The sequence below is a fragment of the Bradyrhizobium sp. C-145 genome (assembly GCF_023375135.1).
Lineage (GTDB): Bacteria > Pseudomonadota > Alphaproteobacteria > Rhizobiales > Xanthobacteraceae > Bradyrhizobium > Bradyrhizobium zhanjiangense.
On sequence record NZ_CP088150.1, the window covers coordinates 3,289,950 to 3,302,807 of the forward strand.

11 protein-coding genes are annotated in these 12,858 nt (G+C 64.1%); all 11 read left to right on the forward strand.

Annotation, left to right across the window (positions count from 1 at the left end; all coding sequences use genetic code 11):
* Positions 1 to 2: 2 nt before the first annotated feature.
* The 11 genes from LRP30_RS15175 (at position 3) to LRP30_RS15225 (ending at position 12,835) form a co-directional block, all read left to right on the forward strand.
* Positions 3 to 1,583 carry an FGGY-family carbohydrate kinase gene (locus LRP30_RS15175; protein ID WP_249760849.1) on the forward strand — a complete coding sequence of 527 codons (1,581 nt, stop codon included), beginning with the start codon at positions 3 to 5 and terminating at the stop codon, positions 1,581 to 1,583.
* Positions 1,576 to 2,616 (forward strand): 2-hydroxyacid dehydrogenase, encoded by a 1,041-nt coding sequence (locus tag LRP30_RS15180; protein WP_249760850.1) that lies wholly within the window; start codon positions 1,576 to 1,578, stop codon positions 2,614 to 2,616. The genes LRP30_RS15175 and LRP30_RS15180 overlap by 8 nt, the downstream gene beginning before the upstream one ends.
* A gap of 19 nt (positions 2,617 to 2,635) precedes the next feature.
* Positions 2,636 to 3,385, forward strand: coding sequence for a class II aldolase/adducin family protein (locus LRP30_RS15185; RefSeq protein WP_249760851.1), 750 nt, complete (start codon positions 2,636 to 2,638; stop codon positions 3,383 to 3,385).
* Positions 3,385 to 4,893 carry a glycerol-3-phosphate dehydrogenase gene (locus tag LRP30_RS15190; protein WP_249760852.1) on the forward strand — a complete coding sequence of 503 codons (1,509 nt, stop codon included), beginning with the start codon at positions 3,385 to 3,387 and terminating at the stop codon, positions 4,891 to 4,893. The genes LRP30_RS15185 and LRP30_RS15190 overlap by 1 nt, the downstream gene beginning before the upstream one ends.
* 136 nt (positions 4,894 to 5,029) lie before the next feature.
* On the forward strand, positions 5,030 to 6,361 hold the full coding sequence (locus LRP30_RS15195; protein ID WP_249760853.1) for an extracellular solute-binding protein: 1,332 nt from the start codon (positions 5,030 to 5,032) through the stop codon (positions 6,359 to 6,361).
* Positions 6,362 to 6,450: 89 nt separating this feature from the next.
* The gene (locus LRP30_RS15200; protein WP_249761759.1) at positions 6,451 to 7,395 is read left to right on the forward strand and encodes an ABC transporter permease subunit; all 945 of its coding nucleotides are present in this window, start codon (positions 6,451 to 6,453) and stop codon (positions 7,393 to 7,395) included.
* Positions 7,396 to 7,399: 4 nt separating this feature from the next.
* A complete protein-coding gene (locus tag LRP30_RS15205; protein ID WP_249760854.1) occupies positions 7,400 to 8,320 on the forward strand; it encodes an ABC transporter permease subunit in 921 nt (306 codons plus the stop codon).
* Positions 8,321 to 8,329: 9 nt separating this feature from the next.
* Positions 8,330 to 9,091, forward strand: coding sequence for a glycerophosphodiester phosphodiesterase family protein (locus LRP30_RS15210; protein ID WP_249760855.1), 762 nt, complete (start codon positions 8,330 to 8,332; stop codon positions 9,089 to 9,091).
* A gap of 146 nt (positions 9,092 to 9,237) precedes the next feature.
* A complete protein-coding gene (locus LRP30_RS15215) occupies positions 9,238 to 10,617 on the forward strand; it encodes an alkaline phosphatase D family protein (protein ID WP_249760856.1) in 1,380 nt (459 codons plus the stop codon).
* 100 nt (positions 10,618 to 10,717) lie between these two features.
* Positions 10,718 to 11,665, forward strand: coding sequence for a sugar-binding transcriptional regulator (locus LRP30_RS15220; RefSeq protein WP_249760857.1), 948 nt, complete (start codon positions 10,718 to 10,720; stop codon positions 11,663 to 11,665).
* A 150-nt stretch (positions 11,666 to 11,815) separates the two neighbouring features.
* Positions 11,816 to 12,835: an alcohol dehydrogenase catalytic domain-containing protein gene (locus LRP30_RS15225; protein WP_249760858.1), complete on the forward strand. Its 1,020-nt coding sequence runs from the start codon at positions 11,816 to 11,818 to the stop codon at positions 12,833 to 12,835.
* The last annotated feature ends 23 nt before the right edge of the window (positions 12,836 to 12,858 follow it).

A 12,858-nucleotide genomic window follows, 5' to 3' on the forward strand; every position in this document is an offset into this window, starting at 1 on the left:
TCATGAGCACCGAGCCGGGTCGCGACGTCATCATCGGCATTGATGCCGGCACTTCCTTGATCAAGACGGTCGCGTTCACGCGCGATGGCCGGCAGCTCGGCGAATACGCGCTTCCGAACAGCTACACGACGTCGGCCGGCGGACATGTCGAGCAGGACATGACGCGGACCTGGAACGATACGGTCGCCGCACTGCGCGGTCTGGGAGCGGCGATACCCGATCTTGCCTCGCGGCTCGCCGCCATCGCGGTGACAGGGCAGGGCGATGGCACTTGGCTGATCGACGATGATGGGCGTCCCGTCGCGCCGGCGCTGCTCTGGCTCGACTCGCGCGCGGCCAGTCTCGTCGGGGACATCCGCGCCAGCGAGCGCAATGCGGCGCTCTATCGGCGGACCGGCTCGGGGCTGAACGCCTGCCAGCAGGGGCCGCAACTGGCCTGGTTGCAGGCGCATGCGCCCGACAGCCTGTCGCGCGCCCGCACGGCCTTTCATTGCAAGGACTGGCTCTATTTCCTGCTCACCGGCGAGCGTGCAACCGATCCGTCGGAGGCGACCTTCTCCTGCGGCGATTTCCGCAAGCGCCGCTTTGACGCGGAAACGGCGCGCCTGATCGGAATCGCCGATTGCATGGCCCTGTTTCCGGACGTCGTCGACGGCGTCGTGACCACGCATCCGCTGAATGCCGGCGCAGCGCTCGAGATCGGACTGCCGCAGGGCGTTCCGGTCTCGCTCGGCTATGTCGACGTCATCTGCAATGCGCTGGGGGCCGGGCTCTACGATCCGGCGCCGGATGTCGGCTGCACCATCATCGGCTCGACCGGCATGCATATGCGGCTGGCGCCAAGCGCCAATGCGGTGGTCCTCAACGCCGAGGCGACCGGCTATACCATGCCGTTTCCGGTCCCCGGTCACTATGCCCAGATGCAATCGAACATGGCGGCGACGCTGAACATCGACTGGCTCCTCGACCTCGCGCGCGACCTGCTCGCCGCCGAGGGCATTACGCGTTCGCGCGCCGACCTGATCCGTCGACTCGACGACCACGTGCTCGAGGCGCGGCCCGGCGAGCTCCTATTCCATCCCTTCATTTCCGATGCCGGCGAGCGCGGCCCATTCGTCGCCCATGAAGCCTGTGCGCAATTCCTGGGCTTGCGCACACGCCACGGCTATTGGGATCTGATGCGCGCGGTCATGGAAGGGCTCGCCTTCGCCGCCCGTGATTGCTACGCCGCGATGGGCGCGCTGCCGCGGGACGTGCGCATCACCGGTGGTGCGGCGCGAAGCCGGGCGCTCGGCGCGATCCTCGGTGCTGCGCTGGAATGCAACGTTTGTGTCTGTAGTCGCGGCGAAGCGGGAGCTGCGGGCGCCGCCATGATCGCGGCAGTGGCGACCGGCCTCTATCCGGACATGACGGCCTGTACGGATGTGTGGGTGCGGCCGTATCTCGCTGCGCCGCAAACGCCGGATGCGGCCTTGGTGTCGCGCTATGCGCGGCTGTTTCCGGCCTATCTCGAGGCCAGGCTCGCGGCGCGGCCGGTCTGGAAGCAACTCGCGGCCGTGCGTGCGGGAGCCGGTCATGCCTAAGACCATTGCCATCGTGGGTGACCGCTTCATGCTGCCGAGCGTCTTTGCCGAACGGATCACGGCGGCTTGCGGCAACGGCATCGACATCCGCGTCCTGGAGCAACCCTGGCCGGACGAGCCGATGGAGCACGGCTATGCCGGCTCCAAGCTCGACGGACTGAAGGAGTTCATGGGCGACCCGGATGAGGTCGCGGAGTTCATCGGCGATGCCGCGCTGCTGGTCACGCATCTCGCGCCGATCTCGCGGTCGATGCTGCAGCGGCTGCCGAAGCTTAAGTTCATTGCGGTGTCGCGCGGCGGCCCGGTCAACATTGACATGCAGGCAGCGCGCGATCACAAGGTGCTCGTGGTCAACACGCCAGGCCGCAATGCCAGTGCGGTGGCCGAGTTCACCATCGGCGCCATTCTCGCCGAAACGCGCCTGATCCGCAGTGGGCACGAATCCTTGCGCGGCGGCGAATGGCGCGGCGATCTCTACCGCGCCGATCGCACCGGGCGCGAGCTCGGCGAGATGACCGTCGGCATCGTCGGCTATGGCGCGATTGGCACCCGCGTGGTGAAACTGCTCAAGGCATTCGGGTGCAGGATCCTGGTGACGGACCCATACGTCCAGCTCAGCGCGCAGGATCGCAATGACGGCGTCGAGCACGTCGGCTTGAGCGAGCTCTTGGCGCGCGCCGACGTGATCAGCCTGCATGCGCGGGTGACCGCCGAGACTACCGGCTTCATCGATCGCGCGGCGTTGGCGCAGGTCAAGCCGGGCGCCATCCTCATCAATACGGCGCGGGGGCCACTGGTCGACTACACGGCGCTTTACGAGGCGCTCTCCGCCGGACGGCTCGGCGGGGCCATGCTCGACACCTTTGCCGTGGAGCCGGTGCCGGCCGACTGGCCGCTCCTGCAGCTGCCCAACGTCACGCTGACGCCCCACATTGCGGGGGCCTCGTTGCGCACCGTCACCATTGCCGCCGATCAGGCAGCCGAAGAGGTTCGCCGCTATCTCGCCGGCGAGCCGCCGCTCAATCCGTGCTGAAGACGAAAGGTATCTTGCCATGACCCGTGAGGAGCGACAGTTGCGCGAGGCGATCATCGCCAAGTGCCGATGGATGAACGCTTCAGGGCTCAATCAGGGGACGTCAGGCAACATCTCCGCCCGCTACAAGGATCGGATGCTGATCACGCCGTCGGCGACACCCTATGACGCGATGAAGCCGGAGATGATCGCCTCGATGCCGCTTGAAAGTGACTACGGCTCCTGGGATGGGCCGTTGCAGCCGTCGACCGAATGGCGCTTCCATCTCGACATCATGCGCGGCCGCCCCGACGTCGGCAGCGTCGTTCATACCCATTCCACCTACGCCACGGTGCTTGCGATCGCGCGCAAGCCGATCCCCGCCTGCCACTACATGATGGCCGCGTTCGGAGGCAATGACATCCGCTGCGCCGGCTACGCCCGCTACGGCACGGCGGAATTATCCGAGCTGGCGCTCGCCGCGCTCGAAGGCCGCAACGGCTGCCTGCTGGCCAATCATGGCATGATCGCGGTCGGCGCAAACCTCGACAAGGCGATGTGGCTGGCGGTCGAGCTCGAGACCATCGCGCGTCAATATTACCTCTCGCTGGCATTGGGATCGCCTCACATTCTCAGCGAAGCGGAGATCGCCGACACGGCGAAGGGCTTCTCAACCTATGGCCTCCAGCAACCCAAATCCAAGGCGTCGAAGGCAAAGCTGGGTAAGGCAGGCGCATCGGCAAGGGCGGCCGCGCGACAACGGATCGAGAAGAAGCGCAGCAGGACGTGATGACGGAGGCTGCGCCGCGCGCGGGCAGGGATCGTGGGCTGGTCGACATCGCGATAATCGGCGGTGGCATCAATGGAGCCGGCATCGCGCGCGATGCGGCGGGCCGCGGCCTGAAGGTCCTGCTGTGCGAGAAGGGTGACTTTGCGGAAGGCACCTCGTCGCGCTCGGGCAAGCTCGTTCACGGCGGTTTGCGCTATCTCGAATATTATGAATTTCGCTTGGTGCGCGAAGCCTTGATCGAGCGCGAGGTGCTGCTCGCGTCCGCGCCGCACATCATCTGGCCGATGCGCTTCGTGCTGCCGCACTCGCCGGAGCAGCGGCCGGCCTGGCTGATCCTCACCGGCTTGTTTCTCTACGACCATCTCGGTGGCCGCAAGCGGCTGCCGTCGAGCAGGGGTCTCGATCTTGCGCATGCGCCGGAGGGCGCGCCGCTGCGCTCCGAATTCAGGCGTGGCTTTGAATATTCGGACTGCTGGGTCGATGACGCACGGCTCGTGATCCTCAATCTGGTTGATGCCGCGCGCAACGGCGCCATCATCCTGCCCCGCACCCGCGCCCTAAGTGCGCGCCGGGAAGGGGACGCATGGCAGCTGGAGATGCAGGGGGATGACGGCGGCAGGCACACCGTCCGGGCGCGCGCGCTGGTCAACGCGGCGGGGCCGTGGGTCCAGGACGTTGTGCAAGATGTCGTCGGGCTGAATTCGTCGCACAATGTGCGGCTGGTCAAGGGCAGCCATATCGTGGTGCCGAAATTCTGGAGCGGAGCGCAGGCCTATCTGCTCCAGAACGAGGACCGTCGCGTCATCTTCGTCAATCCTTACGAGAAAGACCTCGCACTGATCGGCACGACGGACATCTCCTATGATGGCCGCGCCGAGGACGTCGCGATCGACGACACCGAGATCGTCTATCTGCTGGGCGTGTTGCGCCGTTACTTTCGTGTCCCCCCGTCGGAGCAGGAGATCGTCCATGCATTTTCCGGTGTTCGGCCGCTCTATGACGACAATGCCGAAAACCCGTCCGCGGTGACGCGCGACTATGTTTTCGAGGTTCACGGCGAGCAGGGCGTGCCGCCGCTGCTCTCGATCTTCGGTGGCAAGATCACGACCTACCGTCGGCTCGCGGAGCATGCGTTGCAGCGACTTGAGGCATGGTTTCCGAAGATGTCGCCGGGCTGGACGGCGGGAAGGCCGCTGCCCGGCGGCGACATCGGTGGTGACTTCGATGCCTTTATCGTCCAGCTGGCAGGCGAATATTCCGACCTTCCGCGCAAGCTGATCCACCACTATGCGCGCCTGTATGGCACGCGGGCGCGCGAACTGCTTGGTTCGGCCCGTGTCTCGGCCGATCTCGGTCGGCATTTCGGTGGAGACTTTTACGAACGTGAGGCAACGTTTTTACGCGAGAGCGAGTGGGCCAGGGAGCCTCAGGACTTTCTGGATCGGCGTACCAAACATGGCTTGCATCTGACGGCGGCGCAACGGGACGCCTTTGCGAGCTTTATCTAATTCGCCTGTGCCCGCGCCAGGCCGGGCGAAAGCTGCCCGACGCGAGCCGACCCTCTTTCATCATCTCGACACATATGTCATGATAGGAATACAAATGTAAAAGCCGGGCGTCCTGCCTGGCCAGGGAGGGCTGCCCATGGGTAGGAAAGTCGCATTCATTGCGGCCTTGTTCGGCGCGTTGGCATTGGCCGGTCCGGTACAGGCGCGGGTCGAGGTGCAATGGTGGCACGCCATGAGCGGCGTCCTGGCCGACCGGCTCAATGAGCTTGTCGAGAAGTTCAACACATCGCAGGACAAATACACCGTCGTCGCCGTCGCTAAGGGCAATTATGATGAGGTGACGAACGGGGTGATCGCCGCCTATCGCGCCAAGCGGCCACCGGAAATGGTGCAGATCGCCGAGCGCGGTTACATGACGATGCTGCTCTCTGGGGCCGTAGTACCCGTTCAGGACTTGATGGACCAGAAGGGTTACAAGATCGACTTCTCGGACTTCATCAAGCCTGTGGCAAGCTTCTGGAGCTACAAGGGGCGGATGTCGGCGATGCCGTTCAACTCATCGACGCCGATCTTCTGGTACAACAAGGATCACTTCCAGAAGGCCGGTTTCGACAAGCCGGCTGACACCTGGCAGGAGTTGGAGAAGCAGCTCTACACCATCAAGTCCAAGGGCATTAGCGAATGCGGCACGGTGCTGCCCGGCGATTTCTACTGGAGCCTGCTTGAGAACTACAGCGCCATCAACAACCAGCCTTATGGCACGCTCGCAAACGGCTTTGACGGGCTTGGGACTGAGTTCGTCTACAACAAGACCAAGGTGGTCTCGCAAGTCGCGCGCTTGAAGAAGTGGCTCGACGATGGCGTGATGCAGATCGCGGGCCAAGGCTTCAGCCCAGAGCAGTTGTTCACGTCGGGACGGTGCTCGACGTTCGTCAATTCGACCGCATCGCATGGTAATATCGAGCGCAACGCGACCATCAACTGGAGCGCGACCTTCCTGCCGCACGAGAGCGATGTCAATCCGCCCCTCAACAGCACCATCGGCGGCGGCGCCATCTGGGTCCTGAAGGGCCACACGCCGGAGCGATACGAAGCCGTCGCGGCCTTTCTGAACTTTGTCGCCCAGCCGGAAACTCAGGTGTGGTGGCATGGCGCAACCGGCTACGTTCCCGCCACGAACCGGGCCTATGCGCTTGCGCGGGAACGTGGCTACTACAAGGATCACCCGACCAGAGAAATTGCCGTGCTACAGCTCTCGCGTGGCACGCCGAATGAGAACTCGCGCGGCTTCCGCTTCGGCAATTTCGTGCAGACGATGCTGGCCCAGCGCCAGGAGGTGGAGGCTGTCTTTGCCGGTCAGAAGCAGCCGCAGCAGGCGATGGATGACGCTGTCAAGCGGGGCAACGAGATCTTGCGGCAATTCGAGAAGCTCAACGCCGGGAAGACTCCGGAAACCGAGCGTCCATGACTTTACGACTATCCATTCCTTGGCGTGATGGGCGCGCACCCGTGCTTCAAAGGCACGGGGGCGGCCAGTCCAAGGTCGGGACGGGTGCGGTGGCCGGTGGATCCCGAGCACCCGTAAAGGCGCGGCGCCGTGAGCAAGAGGCAGGACTGAAGCGAGCCAATTTCGGCGATGGCCCCGGCCTGCCGACGTTGCTGTTGCTGCCGCAATTGCTGATCCTGCTGTTCTTCTTCTTCATCCCGTCGCTGCGGGCGCTGACGCAATCCGTCCTGCTCAGTGATCCCTTTGGAACCAACGTCCAGTTCGTGTGGTTCGACAATTTCAAGATGCTGTTTGCGAGTAGCGAGTATCGCCAGTCGATCGCGGTGACGTTCTGGTTCACGGTGGCGCAGAACGTACTCACGCTGGGGAGCGCGCTGGTGCTCGCCTTTGCCACTGACAGGATCGTGCGCGGTCGTTCGATCTATCGCACGATCATTCTGTTGCCCTATGCAATTGCGCCCGCGATTGCCGGTATCCTGTGGGCCTTCCTGTTCAATCCGGCGGTTGGCCCGCTCGCGCAGGTGCTGCACAGTTTCGGCATTGCCTGGGATCCCAACCTCAATCCGACCGACGCGCTGATCCTGGTTACACTCGCAGCGTCATGGAAGCACATCTGCTACGACTACATCTTCCTGGTCGTGGGTCTGCTCGCGGTGCCGGTATCGCTCATGGAGGCCGCCGCGGTGGACGGCGCCGGTCCGATCCGGCGCTTCGTCTCGATCGCGCTGCCGATGCTCGGGCCTACCATCTTCTTTCTCACCGTGATGAACTTCATCTATGGCTTCTTCGAAACCTTCGCCATCATCGATGCCGTCACCAAAGGCGGTCCGGCCGGCGCAACCAACATTCTGGTCTACAAAGTCTTCGTCGATGGCTTCGTCAATCTCGACCTCGGCTCTTCAGCCGCGCAATCTGTTCTTCTGATGAGCTTCGCGCTGATCTGCACGCTGCTGCAGTTCCGCTACTTCGACCGTAAGGTCAATTACGGAGTCTAGCCGTATGGTCGAGCGCTCACCGGTCCTTAGCATGGTCTGTCACGCGATCCTGATCGCCGGGGCGCTGACGGTCTGCATTCCGCTGTATTTCGCATTCGTGGCGGGCTCGCTCACGGTCGCCGAGGTTCAGAGGGTGCCGCTGCCGTGGCTCCCCGGCAGCCAGTTCTTCGACAACCTGCAATTGGCGTGGAGCAAGGGCAATTTCAGCCGCACCTTCACCAACTCTATCGTCGTGGCGCTCGGCATTACCGCCGGAAAGATCGCGGTATCGCTGCTGTCGGCCTTCGCGATCACCTACTTTCGATTCCGCTACCGAATGCTGGCATTCTGGCTCATCTTCGTCTCGCTGATGCTGCCAATCGAGGTTCGGATCGTGCCGACCTTCGAAGCCGTGGCCAATGCAGCGCTGCCTCTGCAATGGCTCATCGACACCCTGCATTTGGCGGATCTGTGGGGTTGGATCAGCGGTCACGACATCGCGATCGCGCTCGAATGGAACATGGTCAACACCTATCCCGGGCTGATCCTGCCGCTGATCGCCTCGGCCACGGCCACGTTCCTGTTTCGCCAGTTCTTCCTGACGGTCCCGGACGAGCTGTGCGAGGCGGCGAGGCTGGACGGAGCGTCGCCGCTGCACTTCTTCTGGAGCATCCTGCTGCCGCTCTCCGTTCCGAACATGGTGGCGCTCGCCATCATCCTGTTCCTGTTCGGCTGGAATCAGTATCTCTGGCCGTTGCTGTTCACGACCGACAAGGACATGGCCACGGCGGTCATCGCATTGAAGGGTCTGATTCCGCGCTCCGACAGCGAGCCAGCCTGGAACATCGCCATGAGCGGCGCGCTCCTCACGATGTTGCCGCCAGCGCTGGTCGTCCTGCTGTTGCAGCGCTGGTTCATCAAGGGTCTTATCGACAGCAGCAAGTAGGGATCGATCATGGTTTTCATCGCCGGGCATCGCGGCGCGCGCAATCTTTGGCCGGAGAACAGCCTGACGGGCTTCCGCAACCTATGCAAGGAGGGGGTCGATGCGGTCGAGTTCGACGTCCATCAAAGCGCGGATGGCGGGCTGGTCGTGATCCATGATCCGCTGCTGGACCGCACCACGTTCGATAGCGGACCCGTTGGCGAGCGCAGTCTGAGGCGCTTGACGGCGACGCGTCTTCGCGACGCCGGCGATGAGTGCATTCCGACCTTGGACGACGTGCTCGACGTGTTCGTCGAAACGACGCTCGAGCTCCACATTGAGATTAAGACGGATGCGCTCGGTAATCCCTATTCGGGTCTGGAGGCGCGGCTGATCGACGACATCAGGCGCCGGGGTCTGGAACGGCGTGCCGTCATCACCTGCTTCGTGCCGGGCGTGATCGAGACCGTGCGCCGGCTATGGCCGGAGGCGCGGGTGCTCGCCTCGCTCGACCGCCGTTCGGCGGAGATGATGGGCGGAATTGCATCCGCGCTGGCGCAATTCGCCGCCATTCCCGGCTGCATCGTCGCGGTTGAAAAATCGCTTCTGGGGTTCACGCTGCCGCTCGCCCTTAAAGTGCTCGGATCCGAGCGTCTCGGCGCATGGGTGACCAATGAGCCAGAGGATATCGCCTACTGGCTTGCCCAACCAGTGCGGCAGATCACGACCGACCGGCCCGATCTCGCCGTGAGCATTCGCCGCAAGCTCGCAACCGCGCCCGCGCGTCCATGATTGCCCGCCGCCGCTTTCTCGTGGGATCGCTGGCGAGCGTCGCCTTCGCTGCGCCCGCCGGGTTCGTGCGGGGAGCGCCGGTCTCGTTCAGTGCAGATCCCTTCACGCTCGGTGTCGCGTCCGGATGCCCGCGACAGGATGGCGTCATGCTGTGGACCCGCCTTGCGCCACAACCTCTCGAAGGCGGCGGCATGCGGGATGCTCCGGTGGACGTCGAGTGGCAGGTTGCTGAGGACGAGGCCTTCTCGCGCATCGCCTCCCGCGGCGTCGTGCGGTCGGCAGCGGAGCTTGCGCATTCCGTGCATGCCGAGGTGACGGGATTGCGGCCCGATCGCGTCTACTGGTACCGCTTCCGCGCCGGTCCGGCCCTCAGCCTGGTCGGACGCACCCGAACCGCGCCGGCCGAGTCCGGGCGTCCTTTCCGTTTTGCCTTCGCATCCTGCCAGCAATACGAGCAGGGCTATTTTACCGCTTACCGCGACATGGCCGCACGCGATCTCGACCTGGTCGTGCATCTCGGCGACTACATCTATGAGAAATCCTGGGGATCGCACCACGTCCGCCAGCACGGCGTCGGAATCCCGACGACGCTCGAGGAATTCCGCAACCGCTACGCGCTCTACAAGAGCGATCTTGACCTGCAAGCGGCGCACGCTGCCTTCCCCTGGCTTTCGGTCTGGGACGACCACGAGGTGATGGACGACTATGCCAATGATCGCTCCTACACCGTGCGCGATCCCGGCCAGTTCCTCAAGATCCGTGCGGCCGCCTATCAGGCCTATTACGAGCACATGCCACTGCCGCCCTCGGCCCGCCCACGGGGCGCGGATGCAACGATCTACGAGCACTATCGCTTCGGCGACATGCTCGACGCGCTGCTGCTCGACGACCGGCAATATCGCTCGGCATCGGCCTGTGTCGGAAGCAAGCGTCCGACCTGGGCGACTGATTGTGCAGGCCGGACGGACGAGGCGCGGACGATGCTGGGCGAGCGACAGGAACAATGGCTCGATGCGCGCCTGCGCGACTGTCGCGGCCGCTGGACGATCGTCGCGCAGCAGACATTGATGGCGCAGGACAAGCGGGAAGGGGATGATGGCGCGCATTTCTGGATGGACGGCTGGGACGGCTATCCCAACGCCCGGCGTCGTCTTCTTGATTCGCTTGTCGCGCATCGCCGGCGCAACTCGATCGTGATCGGCGGCGACCGTCACGCCTTCTTTACCGCCGATCTGAAGCATGATTTTGCCCGGCCGGATGGTCCGACTATCGCGACCGAGTTCGTCGGCACCTCCATCAGTTCGGACGGACCGAGCGAGACCGGTGTGCGCAAGGCGCTGGCGGAAAATCAACATCTCGTCTATGCGCGTGGCGACAAGCGCGGCTATGCGACCGTCGAGCTCGACACCCGGCATTGCACTGTAGGATTCGAGGCGCTCGACGACGTCAAGGACGTCAGGAGCGCCGTGCGCCGGCTGACGACCTTTGTGGTCGAGGACGGCGTGCCGGGGGCGAAGGCCGCATGACGAGCGTCCGGATGGCCCCGCGTTTGACGACCACCGAAAGATCGCCTCAAATGCTCCGAACGTCTGATTATGCCTTGAGGCCGCTGCGGGGGGCTGCGCCGTGACTGATCAAACCATCCTGCGGGTCGCCTGGCTCTACTACATGGAGAACCTGACCCAGGCCGAGATCGGCGAGCGGCTGGGGCTGACGCGTGCCCGCGTCAACCGCATGTTGTCGGATGCCCGGCAGACCGGCATCGTCAACATCAGCCTCAACTCCGCCTTTGCGAGCTGCACGGAGCTGGAGCACCGGTTGCGTCGCGAGTGCGGCCTCGAGGATGCAGTCGTCATCCCGACCCCGGAGAACCCCGAGCAGGTCGGAAGCCTGATCGGGATGGCGGCGGGAGCGCATTTGTCGAAATTCCTTGAGCAGAAGCGGCCGCGCATCATCGGTATCGGCTGGGGCGCGACCTTGCGCGAGACCATCCGCTACGTCACGCCGGCGGACTACCCCGAGCTCTCCATCGTCTCCATGATGGGCGGCCTGTCGCGCGGACTCGAGCTCAACACCTTCGAAATCGCGGGCGAGCTCGCGCACCGGCTGCACGCCCAGTGCAGCTATCTGGCCGCCCCGATTTTTGCCAGCAGCCGGCGCTCGCGTGACACCTTCCTGGCCCAGGAGGTCTATCAGGAGGTGCTGAACAGCGTCGAGCAGATCGATCTTGCGCTGTTGAGCATGGGAGATCTGACCCCGCGGTCGCTGCTGGTGCGGCACGGTCTGCCGCCGGACGTACGTATCGAGCATTTGCGGGCCGCAGGCGCCGTCGGCGACGTGCTCGCGCAGTTTCTCGACAAATCCGGCCGGCCGATCGATCACGGCATCAACAGCCGCGCCATCGCGCTTCCGCTCGAAAAGTTGGCGCGCGTGCCGACCTCGATGCTGATTGCCGGGGGCCTCAACAAGGCGCCGATCATCGCCGCGGTGCTGCGCGGCCGGATCGGTAAGGTCCTGGTGACGGACGAGAACGCCGCCGTCGCCGCGCTGAAGCTGATCGACAAGCAAAAATAGCCCTGTTTTCGTAACGAGTGTCAAATCCGTGCCCTGGCGCGATGCCGGCGCGATCGCACCGCGCTGTCCCCGGACGCAAAAGCATTTGTCACGTCATGATTACATATGTAATATCACGAAGACAATTGCTCAAAGAGAGATGGCGTCGACATGCGCGCTGCGGTGCTCCAGGACATTCGCGATATCCGCGTCCTCGATATTCCCGAACCGAGGCCGGTGGCGGAGGACGATCTCATCGTCCGCGTCAAGGCGGTCGGCGTCTGCGGCAGCGATCTGCATTCCTACCTCGAGGGCGGAACGACCGGCCCGACGCGCGTCAGGCCGTTCGTCCTCGGCCATGAATTCTCGGGTGTCCTCACGCCGGACTCGGCACGCAAGGCGGGACTCTCGGCCGATGCGTTGGTGGCGGTCGATCCTTCCATTCCATGCGGCCATTGTGAATGGTGTCACCGCGGCCATACCAATCTTTGCCCCAATGTGAAGTTCCTCGGCTACGCGCCACACAATGGCGCCATGGCCGAATTTGTCTGCGTGCCCAGATCCGCCGTGCATTTGGTGCCTGACAGCATCGACCCGGCCGGCGCAGCAATCCTGGAGACGCTCGGCGTCGCGATCCATGCCATGGACCTGGCGCGTCCGCGACTTCTTGAATCCGTGGCGGTGCTCGGCTGCGGGCCGGTGGGCTTGTTGTTGGTGCAACTCGCGCGGCTCGCCGGTGCCGGAAAGATCATTGCGATCGACCCGGTCGAGCAGCGTACTGCGCTGGCGTGCGACCTCGGTGCGGATGTGGCGTGCCGTAGCTACGCCGGGGTCGGGGACATCACCGAAGGCCGCGGCGTCGATCTGGTGATCGAGGCGACCGATTCCTCGCACGGCTTCGAGCATGCGGCGCGCTGTGCGCGTATCGGTGGCCGGATCGTTCTCGTCGGCATTCCCGAGAACAACCAGTACGTCCTGAGTGGTGCGGAGTCGCGCCGAAAGGGCTTATCAATTAAGTTTTCGCGTCGCATGCCGGAGGTTTATCCGCGGGCCATCGCGCTTGCGCAGGGGGGACAGGTCAAGCTCACGCCGCTGGCGACGCACCGCTTCTCGCTCGACCAGGCACCTGCCGCGTTCGAGCAACAGGTCGCGCGACGAGATGGAATCATCAAGGCGATCATTTGCCCGTAGATTGAGGGCTATCTTGCCTAGAG

Coding starts and splice junctions, on each gene's coding strand:
- LRP30_RS15215 (WP_249760856.1), top strand. CDS start 9,238: ATGCTGTGGACCCGCCTTGCGCCACAACCTCTCGAAGGCGGCGGCATG.
- LRP30_RS15175 (WP_249760849.1), top strand. CDS start 3: ATGAGCACCGAGCCGGGTCGCGACGTCATCATCGGCATTGATGCCGGC.
- LRP30_RS15225 (WP_249760858.1), top strand. CDS start 11,816: ATGCGCGCTGCGGTGCTCCAGGACATTCGCGATATCCGCGTCCTCGAT.
- LRP30_RS15195 (WP_249760853.1), top strand. CDS start 5,030: ATGGGTAGGAAAGTCGCATTCATTGCGGCCTTGTTCGGCGCGTTGGCA.
- LRP30_RS15190 (WP_249760852.1), top strand. CDS start 3,385: ATGACGGAGGCTGCGCCGCGCGCGGGCAGGGATCGTGGGCTGGTCGAC.
- LRP30_RS15205 (WP_249760854.1), top strand. CDS start 7,400: ATGGTCGAGCGCTCACCGGTCCTTAGCATGGTCTGTCACGCGATCCTG.
- LRP30_RS15180 (WP_249760850.1), top strand. CDS start 1,576: ATGCCTAAGACCATTGCCATCGTGGGTGACCGCTTCATGCTGCCGAGC.
- LRP30_RS15210 (WP_249760855.1), top strand. CDS start 8,330: ATGGTTTTCATCGCCGGGCATCGCGGCGCGCGCAATCTTTGGCCGGAG.
- LRP30_RS15185 (WP_249760851.1), top strand. CDS start 2,636: ATGACCCGTGAGGAGCGACAGTTGCGCGAGGCGATCATCGCCAAGTGC.